This is a genomic window from Streptomyces sp. NPDC001822, assembly GCF_042892135.1.
Taxonomy (GTDB): domain Bacteria; phylum Actinomycetota; class Actinomycetes; order Streptomycetales; family Streptomycetaceae; genus Streptomyces.
Genome location: NZ_JBIATW010000006.1, coordinates 181,272 through 196,666 on the forward strand (window position 1 = coordinate 181,272; position 15,395 = coordinate 196,666).

The 15,395-nt window shown below is 67.5% G+C and carries 13 protein-coding genes and 1 pseudogene; 8 read left to right on the forward strand and 6 right to left on the reverse strand.

Features of this window, described 5'->3' with window-relative positions:
* Positions 1-41 precede the first annotated feature (41 nt).
* Positions 42-743, reverse strand: coding sequence for a helix-turn-helix transcriptional regulator (locus ACFYY2_RS16370; protein ID WP_388742816.1), 702 nt, complete (start codon positions 741-743; stop codon positions 42-44).
* 388 nt (positions 744-1,131) lie between these two features.
* Between ACFYY2_RS16370 and ACFYY2_RS16375 the strand changes: the two genes are divergently transcribed.
* Complete coding sequence (locus tag ACFYY2_RS16375) at positions 1,132-3,819, forward strand: transglycosylase domain-containing protein (protein ID WP_388742819.1); 2,688 nt, start codon at positions 1,132-1,134, stop codon at positions 3,817-3,819.
* Between the two features lie 155 nt (positions 3,820-3,974).
* Entirely contained in the window at positions 3,975-5,489 is a 1,515-nt protein-coding gene (locus tag ACFYY2_RS16380; RefSeq protein ID WP_388743417.1) for a glycosyltransferase family 87 protein, read from the forward strand.
* Between the two features lie 12 nt (positions 5,490-5,501).
* Here the strand turns inward: ACFYY2_RS16380 and ACFYY2_RS16385 are convergent, their stop codons facing one another.
* The 3 genes from ACFYY2_RS16385 to ACFYY2_RS16395 all read right to left on the reverse strand — a co-directional run bounded on the left by ACFYY2_RS16385 (position 5,502) and on the right by ACFYY2_RS16395 (position 8,277).
* Positions 5,502-6,533, reverse strand: a complete 1,032-nt coding sequence (locus ACFYY2_RS16385) for an alanine racemase (protein WP_329039142.1) — start codon at positions 6,531-6,533, stop codon at positions 5,502-5,504.
* Positions 6,534-6,615: 82 nt separating this feature from the next.
* Complete coding sequence (locus ACFYY2_RS16390; RefSeq protein ID WP_329039144.1) at positions 6,616-7,734, reverse strand: peptidoglycan bridge formation glycyltransferase FemA/FemB family protein; 1,119 nt, start codon at positions 7,732-7,734, stop codon at positions 6,616-6,618.
* 186 nt (positions 7,735-7,920) lie between these two features.
* Positions 7,921-8,277, reverse strand: a complete 357-nt coding sequence (locus tag ACFYY2_RS16395) for a hypothetical protein (RefSeq protein WP_388742823.1) — start codon at positions 8,275-8,277, stop codon at positions 7,921-7,923.
* A 286-nt stretch (positions 8,278-8,563) separates the two neighbouring features.
* Here ACFYY2_RS16395 and rpsF point away from each other — a divergent pair, with 286 nt between their 5' ends.
* The 4 genes from rpsF to rplI all read left to right on the forward strand — a co-directional run bounded on the left by rpsF (position 8,564) and on the right by rplI (position 10,288).
* Entirely contained in the window at positions 8,564-8,854 is a 291-nt protein-coding gene (rpsF, locus tag ACFYY2_RS16400; RefSeq protein WP_006604399.1) for a 30S ribosomal protein S6, read from the forward strand.
* Between the two features lie 71 nt (positions 8,855-8,925).
* Positions 8,926-9,543 (forward strand): single-stranded DNA-binding protein, encoded by a 618-nt coding sequence (locus tag ACFYY2_RS16405; protein ID WP_388742826.1) that lies wholly within the window; start codon positions 8,926-8,928, stop codon positions 9,541-9,543.
* Between the two features lie 43 nt (positions 9,544-9,586).
* Positions 9,587-9,823, forward strand: coding sequence for a 30S ribosomal protein S18 (gene rpsR, locus ACFYY2_RS16410; RefSeq protein WP_003967857.1), 237 nt, complete (start codon positions 9,587-9,589; stop codon positions 9,821-9,823).
* A gap of 18 nt (positions 9,824-9,841) precedes the next feature.
* On the forward strand, positions 9,842-10,288 hold the full coding sequence (gene rplI, locus ACFYY2_RS16415) for a 50S ribosomal protein L9 (RefSeq protein ID WP_014155197.1): 447 nt from the start codon (positions 9,842-9,844) through the stop codon (positions 10,286-10,288).
* Between the two features lie 212 nt (positions 10,289-10,500).
* Here the strand turns inward: rplI and ACFYY2_RS16420 are convergent, their stop codons facing one another.
* Positions 10,501-11,838, reverse strand: a complete 1,338-nt coding sequence (locus ACFYY2_RS16420; RefSeq protein WP_388742830.1) for an MATE family efflux transporter — start codon at positions 11,836-11,838, stop codon at positions 10,501-10,503.
* 476 nt (positions 11,839-12,314) lie between these two features.
* Between ACFYY2_RS16420 and dnaB the strand changes: the two genes are divergently transcribed.
* Together dnaB and ACFYY2_RS16430 are read left to right on the forward strand one after the other, a co-directional pair.
* On the forward strand, positions 12,315-13,772 hold the full coding sequence (gene dnaB / locus ACFYY2_RS16425; protein WP_388743420.1) for a replicative DNA helicase: 1,458 nt from the start codon (positions 12,315-12,317) through the stop codon (positions 13,770-13,772).
* A 161-nt stretch (positions 13,773-13,933) separates the two neighbouring features.
* Positions 13,934-14,797: a hypothetical protein gene (locus ACFYY2_RS16430; RefSeq protein ID WP_388742833.1), complete on the forward strand. Its 864-nt coding sequence runs from the start codon at positions 13,934-13,936 to the stop codon at positions 14,795-14,797.
* Positions 14,798-15,028: 231 nt separating this feature from the next.
* Here the strand turns inward: ACFYY2_RS16430 and ACFYY2_RS16435 are convergent.
* Positions 15,029-15,253: pseudogene (locus ACFYY2_RS16435) on the reverse strand (DUF6193 family natural product biosynthesis protein); the annotation flags it as partial.
* Positions 15,254-15,395 lie beyond the last annotated feature (142 nt).

Below are 15,395 nucleotides of genomic sequence, written 5' to 3' on the forward strand. Positions count from 1 at the left end.
TCTCGGTGTTCCCCGGTACCGCACGCGGTTCTGCGGGGATTTCACTTGGTGTCGTCGGACGGATCCGGCCGGGATGGGTCCCCGTGCCGGGGCAGGCCGCCCGTCTCTCCTGATGTTCCGTGCTGAGGGGAGCCCTCGGGCGAGGATCGTCTCCGATCCTTGCCCGACCGCTCGCTCTCGATGAGCTCGTTCAGCCAGCGCACCTCGCGCTCCACGGACTCCATGCCGTGCCGCTGCAGCTCAAGCGTGTAGTCGTCGAGTCGTTCCCGGGTGCGGGCCAGCGAGGCGCGCATCTTCTCGAGGCGCTCCTCCAGCCTGCTGCGGCGCCCTTCGAGCACGCGCATCCGCACGTCGCGCTCCGTCTGCCCGAAGAAGGCGAAACGAGCGGCGAAGTGCTCGTCCTCCCAGGCGTCCGGGCCGGTGTGCGAGAGCAACTCCTCGAAGTGCTCCTTACCTTCCGCCGTCAACCGGTAGACGATCTTGGCGCGCCGGCCCGCCAGCGAGGACGCGGGAGCGACCCCGCGGCCCGTGGTGGCCGGCGACGCCGGGGCGCTCAGCGGCTCCTCGATCAACCAGCCGCTCGCGACCAGCGTCTTGAGGCAGGGATAGAGGGTGCCGTAGCTGAAGGCGCGGAAGATCCCCAGCGACGTGTTGAGGCGCTTCCGCAGCTCGTACCCGTGCATCGGCGACTCACGGAGCAGGCCGAGCACGGCGAATTCGAGGATGCCGGAGCGTCTGCTCACCTTCGCCGTCCTTTCTTCGCCCTGCGTCCGCGGGGCCACTGGACCCCACCTTATGCCGTGCTGATGTATCGACTCGATACATCAGCACGATAGATCGGTCCGCGATGTTCGACAAGGGCACGGTTCGTGAGCGGCGTCACATCAGGGATTCATAGCGAGCGACTTGCGTGATTTGGGGTGAAGTTCGGTCCACAGAGGTTTTTGACCGTGCGTAGTCTGTGCGGCATGCAGACCACCGGGAACCGCGAGACGGTGCAGCGCGTCCGTTATCGCGGACTGCCGGATGTATCGCGGGTGAGCCTTCCGCAGGGCTTGTCCGTAATTCGGGGGGACCGGATCTCAACTGCCGCTTCCAGGCACTCTTGCCTGCCCGAGGAGTAGTCGTTCGATGAGCGAGCACCGTCGCAAAGCGTCCCAACCGCAAGGTGGCGGGCGCGCAGCGGCCAGACGAGCCGCCCAACAGCCTGCTGGACGCCGCACTGATGCGTCACGTAGAGCAACGTCAGAATCACCCTCCGACGCGCACGGCGAGGAGTCGTCGTACGGCGGCCGCGCCGAGGCGCGCCGCGCCGCCCAGCGGGGCGGAGGCAGGCGCCGTGGAGGGGGGGACAGCAGCGGTCCTGAAGGCCGTGGCAGGGGGCGTGCCGATTCAGGCAAGAAGCGCCTCATCGACTACCCGCGAGCCGGTAAGTACGGTGCGCGGCGCTGGGTTCCGTCGTGGAAGCTGTTCTCCGGCCTGTGCCTGGGTTTCCTCGGCGTCATGATGGGCGCCGCCGGCATCGCCTACGCCCTGGTGGTGCCGCCGGAGCCCAAGGACATCGCCACCGCCCAGAACAACGTCTACTACTGGGCCGACAACACGCCGATGGTCGCCGAGGGCGGTGACGTCAACCGCCAGGAGATCGAGTACGCCCAGATTCCGGCGGCGATGCGGAACGCCGTCATCTCCGCCGAGAACAAGTCGTTCGATCACGACAGGGGCATCGACCCCATGGGCATCGCCCGCGCCTTCTACAACATGGCGAAGGGAGGTGACACCCAGGGCGGTTCGACGATCACCCAGCAGTACGTGAAGAACTCGATGCTCTCCCAGGACCAGACCCTGAGCCGGAAGTTCAAGGAACTCTTCATCACGCTCAAGGTCGGCAAGACGGAGACCAAAGAGAAGGTCATGAAGGGGTACCTCAACGTCTCCTATTACGGACGTGGTGCTTACGGACTGCAGGCCGCGGCGCGTGCCTACTACAACAAGGACGCCCAGGACCTGAACCCGAGCGAGTGCGCCTTCCTGGCGACCCTGCTCAAGGGCGCGAGCTACTACGACCCCGCCGGCGCCCCGGAGGTCGACCAGGTGAAGGCCTCGGCGAAGGCGAACACCGAGCGGGCCAAGGACCGCTGGAAGTGGATCCTCGACGAGGAGGTCAACGACCACCGGATGACCGCGGCCGAGCGTGCCAAGTACACGACCTTCCCCATGCCGCAGAAGCCGAAGACGGACGCCAAGCTGGGCGGCCAGACCGGCTACCTCGTCGACCTCGCCAAGAAGTACTTCCTCGCGCACAACAAGAGGCACGTCACCGGCAAGGAACTCGCCCTGGGCGGCTACGAGATCCACACGACCTTCGACAAGAAGAAGGTCGACCAGCTCGAGAAGTCGATCAACACGGTACTCAAGGCGAAGATCAACCCGAAGAAGCGTCCCGACAAGGACACGCACGTCCAGTTCGGCGGCGCGTCGGTGAACACCAAGACGGGTGCCATCGTCGCCACGTACGGCGGCCAGGACGCGACGAAGCACTACACCAACAACGCGGATGCGACCGGTGCGCAGGTCGGCTCGACGTGGAAGCCGTTCGTGCTGGCAGCGGCCATGCAGTACGGGAAGCGCGACCCGAAACTCCCTGAGGACCAGGGTCTCTCGGACCGGAAGATCGTGTCGCCGAAGAGCATCTACAACGGCGACAACAAGCTGAGGATCACGAAGTACAACGGCGAGGTCTGGCACGGGGAGGACCAGGCCGAGCTGCTCCAGAAGAACGACGGTGGCAGCGACTACGGTCCTGTCACCCTGCGCTACGCCATGCAGGAGTCCGCGAACTCCCCCTACGTCCAGCTCGGCATGGACATCGGCACCGACAAGGTCAAGCAGGCGGCCATAGACGCGGGACTGCGTGACGACGAGTTCATGGCGAGCTCGAGCGTCCCCTCGTTCTCCATCGGCACGTCCTCGCCGAGTGCCATCCGGATGGCCGGCGCCTATGCCACCTTCGCCACCAGCGGCATGCGGAACGAACCCTTCTCCGTCACCGAGGTGAAGAAGAAGGGCGAGGTCATCTACCAGCACGACACGGTGTCCAAGCGAGCGTTCAAAACCGCTATCGCGGACAACGTCACCGACGTGCTGAAGAACGTCGTCGAGCACGGCACGGGCACACCGGCCCGGCTGCCGGGTCGCGACGTGGCGGGCAAGACGGGTACCACCGACGGCAACAAGTCGGCCTGGTTCGTCGGCTACACCCCGCAGCTGTCCACCGCCGTCAGCATGTTCAGGCTGGACGACGACGAGACGAAGAAGAACCGCAAGTTCCTGGAGATGTACGGCACCGGCGGCGAGGTGTCGATCCACGGTGCCTCGTTCCCGGCGCAGATCTGGCACGACTACATGGCCGAGGCCATGAAGGGCAAGAAGGTCGTCAACTTCCCGAAGCCCGAACCGTACGGCGACACGCTGTACGGCGGCGGCGCCAGCCCCAGCCCGACGCCGAGTCCGACGCCCTCGCCCTCGGAGACCACCAAGGCCCCCGAGACGCCGTCGCCCACCCCGACGACCCCGTCCCCCACGCCGAGCGACACGTGTGCGCCGCTCGACTGGGACTGCAAGAACGACGGTGGAACGACCAAGGGCCAGGAGAACGCCGGCACCACCGAAGGCACCACGAACGCGGGGACCGACGCCGGAACCACCGAGGGCAGTACCAACACCGGTACGACCGAGGGCACGACGCAGGGCAACACGCAAGGCACGACCAACGGGAACTCGAGCAATGGCGGCCAGCTCTTCGGGGGCGGCGGATAGAGCCACAGTGGGCGGTGGACACCACCACCGCCCACCGGGAAGCCCTTCGGGGCCCGCCCGACGCGTGTGAGAGGGCCGCCCGCACCTGCCAGGTGCCGGCGGCCCTCGTGCGTCCCGCCGGCGTCCCACGCCCGCACACAGCGCCGTACGGCAGGATGTGGGGCATGCCAAGCGCAGAAGCCACGAGCGTGGACCAGGAGCCGTCCGTCGTACCGCCCACGCGACAGGACGAGATCGCCGCAGCGGGCAGCGAACTGATCGGCGGGCCGGCGGGTCGCTGGGCACGGTTCGGTTCCGGGCCGCTCACGCCGGTGCGTGTGATCGCCCTCCTGGCGATCGGGATGTTCGCGCTGGGCATGGTGCAGAAGATCCCCTGCTACGACTGGGCCTGGTTCCGCGGCACCAGCTCGCAGTACACCCACGCCTGCTACTCCGACATCCCGCACCTCTACCTCGGACGCGGCTTCGCCGACGGCCTCACGCCGTACTTCGACCGGCTCAGCGGCGACATGGCGTACCTCGAGTACCCCGTCCTGACCGGCCTTTTCATGCAGATCGCGTCCTGGCTGACGCTGACGCCGTCCTCGGACCCGATCCAGCAGCGCGAGCAGATCTACTGGATGGTCAACGCGGGCATGCTGATGATCTGCGCCGTGATCATCGCGGTGTGCGTCGCCCGTACGCACCGGCGCCGCCCGTGGGACGGTCTGCTCGTCGCGCTCGCCCCTGCCCTCGCCCTCACCGCGACCATCAACTGGGACCTGCTCGCCGTCGCGCTGACGGCCGCGGCGATGCTCATGTGGTCCCGGAGCAAGCCGCTCGCCTTCGGAGTCCTGATCGGCCTGGCGACGGCCGCCAAGCTGTACCCCGTGCTGCTTTTGGGGCCCGTGCTGGTCCTGTGCTGGCGGGCCGGGAAGTGGCGCGAGTGCGGTACCGCCGTCTTCGGCGCGGCCGCGGCCTGGCTGGTGGTGAACCTGCCGGTGATGCTGTACGCCCCCGAGGGCTGGAAGAAGTTCTACACGTTCAGCCAGGAACGGCAGATCGACTACGGCTCGTTCTGGCTGGTCATCACCCAGCGCACCGGCCGGCCCATCGAGGTGGACACGGTCAACACCGCCTCCGTGGCGCTGATGATCGTGCTGTGCGCGGGGATCGCCGGCCTGGCGCTGGGTGCCCGGCGCAGGCCCCGGTTCGCGCAGCTCGCGTTCCTGGTGGTGGCCGCGTTCATCCTGACGAACAAGGTCTACTCGCCGCAGTACGTCCTCTGGCTGATTCCGCTGGCAGCGCTGGCCAGGCCCCGCTGGCGCGACTTCCTCGTCTGGCAGGCCTGCGAGGTCATGTACTTCCTGGGCATCTGGTTCTACCTCGCCTACACGACGAGCGGAGACAAGCACCAGGGGCTGCCGCAGGAGGGCTACCAGGTCGCGATCCTCCTGCACCTGGTGGGCACGCTCTACCTGTGCGCCATGGTCGTCAGGGACATCCTGAGGCCGGAGAAGGACCCCGTGCGGCGCGACGGGGCCGACGACCCGTCGGGCGGGGTGCTCGACGGCGCGCCGGACAAGGTCGCGCTCGCGGGCGCGGCGGACCGCCGCGCCGGAAACGCCGCACCCGCGGTCGAAGGACCGCGGGTGGAGTGGGGTTCCGCCGGCCGGACGGCGTCCGGCTGAGGGAGGGCCGGGCTACCGGTCCACGAGGCGGTCGAACTGGGTGGTCGTGTGGCGCAGGTGGGCCACCAGTTCGTCGCCGACCCTCGGTTCCTGAGCGTCCGAGGGCACGAAGAGGATCGACACCTGCATGTGCGGCGGCTCGGCGAACCAGCGCTGCTTGCCCGCCCAGACGAACGGCGACAGGTTGCGGTTCACGGTGGCCAGCCCCGCCCGTGCGACGCCCTTGGCGCGAGGCATCACCCCGTGCAGGGCCTTCGGAGCCTCCAGGCCCACGCCGTGCGAGGTCCCGCCGGCGACGACCACGAGCCACCCGTCGGACGCGGCCTTCTGCTGGCGGTAGCCGAACCGGTCGCCCTTGACGACGCGGGTGACGTCGAGCACGGCGCCGCGGTATTCGGTCGCCTCGTGGTCGCCGAGCCAGAGCCGTGTGCCGATGCGCGCACGGAAGCGGGTCTGCGGGAACTGCTGCTGGAGGCGGGCCAGCTCCTCGGCGCGCAGGTGGCTGACGAACATCGTGTGCAGGGGCAGCCGGGCGGCGCGGAGGCGGTCCATCCAGGTGATGACCTCCTCGACGGCGTCCGAACCGTCCGTGCGGTCCAGGGGGAGGTGCAGGGCGAACCCTTCGAGACGCACGTCCTCTATCGCCGCGTGCAGCTGGCCGAGCTCCTCCTCCTTCACGCCGTGGCGCTTCATCGAGCTCATGCACTCGATGACCACCCGCGCACCCACCAGAGCGTGCACGCCGTCCACGGAGGAGACGGACCGGATGACGCGGTCGGGCAGCGGCACCGGCTCCTCGCCCCTGCGGAAGGGGGTGAGCACCAGCAGGTCGCCGCTGAACCAGTCCTTGATGCGGGCGGCCTCGTACGTGGTGCCGACGGCCAGGGTCTCGGACCCGAAGCGGATCGCCTCGTCGGCCAGCCGCTCGTGGCCGAAGCCGTATCCGTTGCCCTTGCAGACGGGGACGAGCCCCGGGAACTGGTCGAGCACGGATTTCTGGTGCGCCCGCCAGCGCGCGGTGTCGACGTAGAGGGAGAGCGCCATGGCCGGCCCGGAACCTTTCTGGTGGCTGCGGTGTAAGTGAGATGAGGGAGAGGAGCTGGTGGTGATCGTGACCGGGGTGCGCCTAGCGGCGCGACATGTACATATCGAGCGCCTTGTGCAGCAGCTTGTTGAGGGGGAAGTCCCATTCGCCGACGTACTCGACGGCTTCCCCGCCGGTGCCCACCTTGAACTGGATCAGGCCGAAGAGGTGGTCGGTCTCGTCCAGGGAGTCACTGATGCCGCGAAGGTCGTAGACGGTCGCGCCCATGGCATACGAGTCGCGCAGCATGCGCCACTGCATGGCGTTGGAGGGGCGGACCTCGCGCCCGATGTTGTCGGAGGCGCCGTAGGAATACCAGACGTGGCCACCGACGACGAGCATCGTGGCTGCCGAGAGGTTCACTCCGTTGTGCCGGGCGAAGTACAGCCGCATGCGGTTGGGGTCCTCGGAGTTGAGCACCGTCCACATCCGCTGGAAGTACGAGAGCGGGCGCGGCCTGAAGTGGTCGCGCACGGCGGTGATCTCGTACAGCCGCTGCCACTCGGCGAGGTCTTCGTAGCCTCCCTGGACGACCTCGACGCCGGCCTTGTCGGCCTTCTTGATGTTGCGTCGCCAGAGCTGGTTGAAGCCCTTCAGCACGTCCTCGAGGGAGCGGTTGGCCAGGGGCACCTGGAAGACGTAGCGCGGCTGTACGTCACCGAAGCCGGCGCCGCCGTCCTCGCCCTGCTGCCAGCCCATCTTGCGCAGCCGGTCGGAGACCTCGAACGCGCGGGGCTCGATGTGGCTCGCCTCGACGTCACGGAGCCGCTTCACGTCGGGATCCTGGATGCCCGACTTGATGGCGGCCGAGTCCCAGCGCCGGATGACCACGGGCGGGCCCATCTTCACGGAGAAGGCGCCCTGCTGCTTGAGGTGGGCGAGCATCGGCTGGAGCCACTCGTCCAGATTTGGGGCGTACCAGTTGATGACCGGGCCCTCGGGAAGGTAGGCGAGATAGCGCTTGATCTTGGGCAGCTGGCGGTAGAGCACCAGGCCGGCGCCGACCATCTCGCCGCTCTTGTCGAACCATCCGAGATTCTCGGAGCGCCACTCGGTCTTCACATCAGCCCACGCCGGGACCTGGCAGTGACTGGCCGAGGGCAGGCTCTGGATGTACGCCAGATGCTGTTCTCGGCTGATGGTCCTCAGGGTCAGGCTCATGATGGGGCGCTCCTCGGCAGGTGTGTCCCCATCGGTCAGGGGCTCCGGCTCTCGCGCCGAAGCCTACTGTGGCGGACGGGCGCCCGGCCCGGCCCCGTCGGGACCGGGCCGGGCCACCGCCCTGTCGCATCGCCCGCCGCAGCGCTGCGGCGGGCGGCGGACCGTGGTCGGCCGAGGCTCTGCCGGTCAGGTGATGACGCCGCCGAAGAGGCCTCCGTGCGCCATGCCCAGGTAGAAACCGACGGCGGAGGACCCCATGCCCATCACGAAGCCGAACCGCTGCCAGGTCGTCCTGGAGTGGAACTGCCCGTACGCGCCCACCAGCAGGCCGATCAGGCCCGCCCACGAGCTGAGCAGGTGCAGGTTGTAGAACTGCGCCGACACGAAGGCGAGGATCCCCAGCACCCCTGTGACCGCCATCAGCCCTTCCTGGAGCGGATGGGGCCTGCCGTCCGTGGCGAAAAGCGAACCGGTGGCGGGACGGGCGTTGGCGACGCGGCTGGGAGCGGTTCGGCCACCGGGGGACCGCATTGTCTGCGCCATGGAGCACCTCCTGGCAGAAGAGCGGTGCGATGTTGTGCCGATCACACCGCGACTGTCTCGATTGTGCGCCCTGAACACCGGATTTCAACCGGAAGCCCGTCTGCGGGTACTCTGTACGGTCTGCACCCGTGTCTGCCTTGAGCCAGCACAGCAGCTCCCCCTCGATCATCGAAGACGGGCGCTGTCAGTGGCGGCTGTTTTACTCGGAGACACTGTTGCTTACGCATCACGACCCTCCTGCCACGGAACGACCGTGGCCGCTGAGTCCAAAGGAGGTGGGTTCCACATGCGTCACTACGAAGTGATGGTCATCCTCGACCCCGATCTCGAGGAGCGAGCTGTCTCCCCGCTGATCGAGAACTTCCTCTCCGTCGTCCGTGAGGGCAACGGAAAGGTCGAGAAGGTCGACACCTGGGGCCGTCGTCGTCTCTCTTACGAGATCAAGAAGAAGCCTGAGGGCATCTACTCGGTCATCGACCTGCAGGCCGAGCCTGCGGTCGTCAAGGAGCTCGACCGACAGATGAACCTGAACGAGTCGGTCCTCCGGACCAAGGTCCTCCGTCCCGAGACCCACTGAGCATCTAGCTCAGTGGTTCCCGGGTTCGAGTAGCAAGCAGCCAGAAGCAATCCCCGCCGAGAGGTTCACCCATGGCAGGCGAGACCGTCATCACGGTCGTCGGCAATCTCGTCGACGACCCCGAGCTGCGCTTCACCCCGTCCGGTGCGGCGGTCGCGAAGTTCCGTGTCGCGTCCACTCCCCGCATTTTCGACCGGCAGACCAATGAGTGGAAGGACGGCGAAGGCCTGTTCCTCACCTGCTCGGTCTGGCGTCAGGCGGCGGAGAACGTCGCGGAGTCGCTTCAGCGAGGCATGCGCGTCATCGTGCAGGGCCGGTTGAAGCAGCGGTCCTACGAGGACCGTGAGGGCGTCAAGCGCACGGTCTACGAGCTGGACGTCGAAGAAGTCGGCCCCAGCCTGAAGAGCGCCACGGCCAAGGTCACCAAGACCAGCGGTCGCGGTGGCCAGGGCGGCGGTCAGGGCGGATACGGCGGTGGCCAGCAGGGCGGCGGCAACTGGGGCGGCGGTCCCGGTGGCGGTGGCCAGCAGGGCGGCGGCGGTGCACCCGCCGACGACCCGTGGGCCACCAGCGCGCCGGCCGGCGGTCAGCAGGGCGGGGGCCAGCAGGGCGGCGGAGGCGGTTGGGGCGGAAGCTCCGGCGGTTCCGGCGGATCTGGCGGCGGCTACTCGGACGAGCCTCCCTTCTAGGGCTGCTCGTACCCCCACTTCTTGATCACACAGGAGAAACACCATGGCGAAGCCGCCTGTGCGCAAGCCTAAGAAGAAGGTCTGCGCGTTCTGCAAGGACAAGACCCAGTACGTGGACTACAAGGACACGAACATGCTGCGGAAGTTCATTTCCGACCGCGGCAAGATCCGTGCCCGCCGCGTCACCGGCAACTGCACGCAGCACCAGCGTGACGTCGCCACGGCAGTCAAGAACAGCCGTGAGATGGCGCTGCTGCCCTACACGTCTACCGCGCGATAAGGGAAGGGTGACCGAATCATGAAGATCATCCTCACCCACGAGGTCACAGGCCTCGGTGCCGCAGGTGACGTCGTGGACGTCAAGGACGGGTACGCCCGTAACTACCTGGTTCCGCGTGGCTTTGCCATTCGCTGGACCAAGGGTGGCGAGAAGGACGTGGCGCAGATCCGCCGCGCCCGCAAGATCCACGAGATCGCGACGATCGAGCAGGCCAACGAGATCAAGGCCAAGCTCGAGGCCGTCAAGGTCCGGCTGGCCGTTCGCTCCGGCGACGCCGGCCGCCTGTTCGGCTCCGTCACCCCGGCTGACATCGCTTCCGCGATCAAGTCTGCCGGTGGTCCGGACGTCGACAAGCGTCGCGTCGAGCTCGGCTCGCCGATCAAGACGCTCGGCGGACACCAGGTGTCCGTCCGGCTGCACCCCGAGGTTGCCGCGAAGCTCGGTATCGAGGTCGTTGCTGCCTAAGGGCACAGCTCAGTGGAGCTAGGTGAAGGGCCGCACCCTTGGGTGCGGCCCTTCGTCGTTTCACGTGAAACGGACGGGGTGGACCGTTTCACGTGAAACGGGCAGAGGTAACGGCCTGTTTTCAGGGAGCCGAGTTGCGGGACTGGGCTAGCTTGCGAGGGGAACGCGGGCCGGTTTCACGTGAAACGGAGTCGCGCGGGAGTGTGGGCCCTTCAACGCGTGGCACCCGTGACGATCCAGCGACCGGAACGCATGCGCAGCCAGAGCGTCATCAGCCGCACTCCCATCATCAGCGTCATCGCCCACCAGAGAGCGGTCAGACCGCCTCCGAGGCTGGGGACGAGGAGCGCGAACGGAGCGAAGACTGCCAGCGTCAGGAGCATGGCCGAAGCGAGGTACCGGCCGTCCCCCGCTCCCATCAGCACTCCGTCCAGCACGAAGACCACACCGCAGATCGGCTGGGAGAGAGCCACCACGAGCAGCGCAGGGAGCAGGGCGTTCTGCACATCGGTGTCGCCGGTGAACAGCGGGACGAACAGCGGCCTGGCGAGCACGATCAGCAGTCCCAGCGCCACCCCCGACGCGATTCCCCACTGGATCATCCTGCGGCAGGCCTCCCGGGCGCCCTCTGTGTCGCTCGCTCCCAGGTACCGGCCGATGATGGCCTGCCCGGCGATGGCGATCGCGTCGAGCGCGAAGGCCGCGAGGCTCCAGAGCGACAGGATGATCTGGTGGGCGGCGATGTCCGTGTCTCCGAGTCGCGCGGCCACCGCTGTGGCGATCAGCAGGACCGCCCGCAGCGAGAGGGTGCGGACCAGCAGGGGGATACCCGCTTGGGCGCTGGCACGAATGCCCGCCAGGTCCGGACGGAGCGAGGCCCCGTGCCGACGCGCCCCGCGCACGACGACGATCAGGTAGACGAGCGCCATCGCCACCTGTGCGATGACCGTTCCCCACGCGGATCCCGCGATCCCGAGCCCCGCACCGTAGACGAGCACGAGATTGAGGGCGCCGTTCACCGCGAATCCGCCGATCGCGACGTAGAGAGGTGTGCGGGTGTTCTGCAGTCCGCGCAGTACGCCGGTGGCCGCCAGGACGATGAGCATGGCCGGAATGCCCAGGCTGGAGATCCGTAGGTAGGTGCTGGCGTACGGCGCTGCCGTGTCCGACGCACCGAAGGCATCCACCAGCCAGGGAGCCAGGGGAAGAGTGAGGGCGACCACCGCCACGCCGATGATGAGGGCGAGCCAGATGCCGTCCATTCCCTGGCGGATGGCGGAAGCGAGATCGCCCGCGCCGACGCGGCGGGCGACGGCAGCGGTGGTGGCGTAGGCGAGGAACACGAAGATGCTGACCGCGGTGGTCAGGAGGGCCGCCGCGATGGCCAGGCCGGCCAGTTGAGGAGTGCCGAGATGGCCGACGATGGCACTGTCGACCATCACGAAAAGCGGCTCCGCGACGAGCGCGCCGAAGGCGGGTACGGCGAGGGCGATGATCTCGCGATCATGTCTGCGGCGGGACGGCCGCCGGGCGGCGGGAGCCTGGGTCATGGGGGCCAATCTAATCTTCCACAGGTAAGAGATGCAATCCCGTAGGGATCCTTACTCAACTCGTCGTAACGACCTCTGTCGGGGACTGGTTACGGTGATCTTGGGCTGCGGGCAAAAGTTTTTCTCTCCCACAGGCCGTGGACGGAGAAAGGCCAGGTCATGCGGGATGCGGCGGATCCGGTATGAGTTTGTCCACAGTGCTGTCCCCCGGTCCGTGCACAGGTTCTGCCGAGTTCTCCACAGCATCTGGTCCGTCGTCCACATGCCCTGTGGATAACCAGATTGGCTGACGGTGCGGACGGGCCTACCGTGGTGCGGCGCCCGCACTCCGTCTCGGCTCGGAAAACCGCAGAACCAGACGCGCCGGAACCGGAGTCGGGCGTCTTGTTTGTCGGTGCGGTGCCGTAAGAAAGAGTGGCACGGCTAGGTCCGCGACGCGGACGGGAGGAGGTGGCCCGGTGAGCATTCCCGAGCCTTTGGACGATCCCTGGGCCGACGTCGGTCCCAGTGACCGTCTGCCCGTGTCCCGTCAGCGCCGCGGAGAGGGCAAGGGGCGCGACGAGCAGCACGAGCGCGGCCGTGAGAGCGGCTGGGACGGGGGATCGTCCGGCTTCGAGCGGGTGCCTCCGCAGGATCTCGACGCCGAACAGTCGGTGCTCGGCGGCATGCTCCTCTCCAAGGACGCCATCGCCGACGTCGTGGAGATCATCAAGGGCCACGACTTCTACCGTCCGGCCCACGAGACCGTCTTCACGGCGATCCTCGACCTCTATGCCAAGGGGGAGCCGGCCGACCCGATCACCGTCGCGGCCGAGCTGGTCAAGCGCGGCGAGATCACCAAGGTCGGCGGGGCTCCGTATCTGCACACCCTGGTCCAGTCGGTTCCCACCGCGGCCAACGCCTCGTACTACGCGGAGATCGTCCACGAGCGGGCCGTGCTCCGCCGGCTGGTCGAAGCCGGTACGAAGATCACGCAGATGGGATACGCGGCGGACGGCGACGTCGACGAGATCGTCAACTCCGCCCAGGCCGAGATCTACGCCGTCACGGAACAGCGCACCAGCGAGGACTACCTCCCGCTCGGCGACATCATGGAAGGGGCTCTCGACGAGATCGAGGCCATCGGGTCCCGAAGCGGCGAGATGACGGGTGTGCCGACCGGTTTCACCGACCTCGACGCCCTGACGAACGGTCTGCATCCCGGTCAGATGATCGTCATCGCGGCCCGCCCGGCCATGGGTAAGTCCACGCTGGCTCTGGACTTCGCCCGCGCCTGCTCGATCAAGGGCAATCTGCCGAGTGTGATCTTCTCCCTGGAAATGGGGCGCAACGAGATCGCGATGCGCCTGCTGTCCGCCGAGGCACGTGTGGCGCTTCACCACATGCGGTCGGGCACGATGACTGACGAGGACTGGACGAGGCTGGCACGGCGTATGCCGGATGTCTCCGCGGCTCCGCTCTACATCGACGACTCGCCCAACCTGTCCATGATGGAGATCCGGGCGAAGTGCCGTCGCCTCAAGCAGCGCAACGATCTGAAGCTGGTGGTCATCGACTATCTGCAGCTGATGCAGTCCGGTGGCGCCAAGCGGGCCGAGAGCCGTCAGCAGGAGGTCTCGGACATGTCCCGAAACCTCAAGCTCCTGGCCAAGGAGCTGGAGTTGCCGGTCATCGCGCTCTCGCAGCTGAACCGTGGCCCCGAACAGCGCACCGACAAGAAGCCGATGGTCTCCGACCTGCGTGAGTCCGGCTCCATCGAGCAGGACGCCGACATGGTGATCCTTCTCCACCGCGAGGACGCGTACGAGAAGGAGTCACCGCGCGCGGGCGAGGCGGACCTGATCGTCGCCAAGCACCGTAACGGTCCGACGGCGACGATCACCGTGGCGTTCCAGGGCCACTACTCGCGGTTCGTGGACATGGCGCAGACCTGAGGCGTCGTCGTACGGGTTCTCACATGTGGGATCTCAAATCCCGTGTCGGAATCTCACGGTCGATGTCGGATTGAAGCCGGATCGGACACTGAACTGAGATTCGCAGGTCGCTGCGGTAGCTCGCACAGAATCCTGTCGTACGGGGAAGGCACAATCAGCGCATGCAGGAGACCTTCGTTGACCTGGGATCCGTCAACGCACCGTCTGGCGTGCTGGTGCTCGGCATGGCCGGATGGATCGACTACTGGCGGGAGCTCGGGCAGCCCTTGCCAGGGCGCGCCAGGGCGGCAGCGGCGTCGGGAGGAGGCCATCTTCGCGAGTGGTTGTGCGAGGCGGTCGCGGTCCCAGCCGTCGCGGACCGGCCCTTGAAGGTGAGGGCGAGTACCTCGCCATCCCCGTTCGACGAAGAGCCGACGATCGCGACCCTGGAGATCAGCCCCGGCCTTCCGTGGCCCGGGACTGCGAATCGATCGGTGCCGGTCCAGCTGGGGGACCTGCCCGTTGACCGGTGCGGCATGGTCATCGGCGACGCCGCAGGGCTGTACACGTGGACGGGAATGGACGGTGAGCCAGCCGATGGGCTCGCTGACGTCTTCTACTGGGGCAGGTACGCGGACGACGCGCACGCCGAGTTCGGCGGCGAGCGGATCGCGCAGCACGGCGTCGACGGACCGCATGGGTGGCTCGACCTCCCGATGGCCGAGGCGGCCGCCCGTGCGGCCGAACTCGCCGCCTGGTGCGACCGCCTCCACGGCAAGGGCCTCGTGGTCTCGATCGACAAGCACACCGACTACCACCGCTTCCGGCGAGCCGGGTGGCACCACCCGCTCCGCGCCGGAGCGATCGAGGTCGGCGGCTGCCAGGTGCTCGGCATCGAATGGGACCAGGGCGACCACTCGATCAGGCACCGCGGTGAGCGGGACGCCGGCCAGGTGTATCCGGTCACGCTCGAAGCCGACGAGGCGGGCGAGATGGTGATGCGATGGACCATCCCGCCCTACGACTTCGACGATGAAGACGGGTGACGAGCTCGGCCCTGGGGATCCGCCACCGTGGTGAGACTGATCAACCCCGGCACGTCGTGCGACAGATCCGGGAGCCGCAGGTCACAGCGGTGGTCTCTGACACGAGCCGCGAGACCTACATCAAACGTGGAAAGGCACTGCTGCACGCGCCGAACGCGGCGGCCATGACACTGACTCCCTCGGCGAGAGGGTCATCGCGACCATCAGCATCATGCAGAGCCAGATCGCGAGTCAGCCCTGACGCTGATCGTTTGCGGTGCCTGCGACAGCGGGCCCGCAGTTGGCCGGAAGCGCGACCACCACCCTGGCGATGGCAGTTGCCGCGGTGTCGCATTCACCGATGACCGTTCCACGAGAAGGACCGCAGACGCGATATCGCCCGTCGCTCAGCGGATCGATGAACGGTACGTCCCATGAGTACGGGAACCCGGTGCAGGTCGCGAAGTGCAGCGACCAGTGGCTGGTAAACCGTCTTCCGCCAGCGCTTGACCCACGCTGAGGGGTTCACGCTGTCGGACATGTGGGGCTTCGGCGGGGACAGGCGATGGAGCGAGATCTCATCGACGCTTGAGCCCCTGCTCGACCATCCTGACGACGC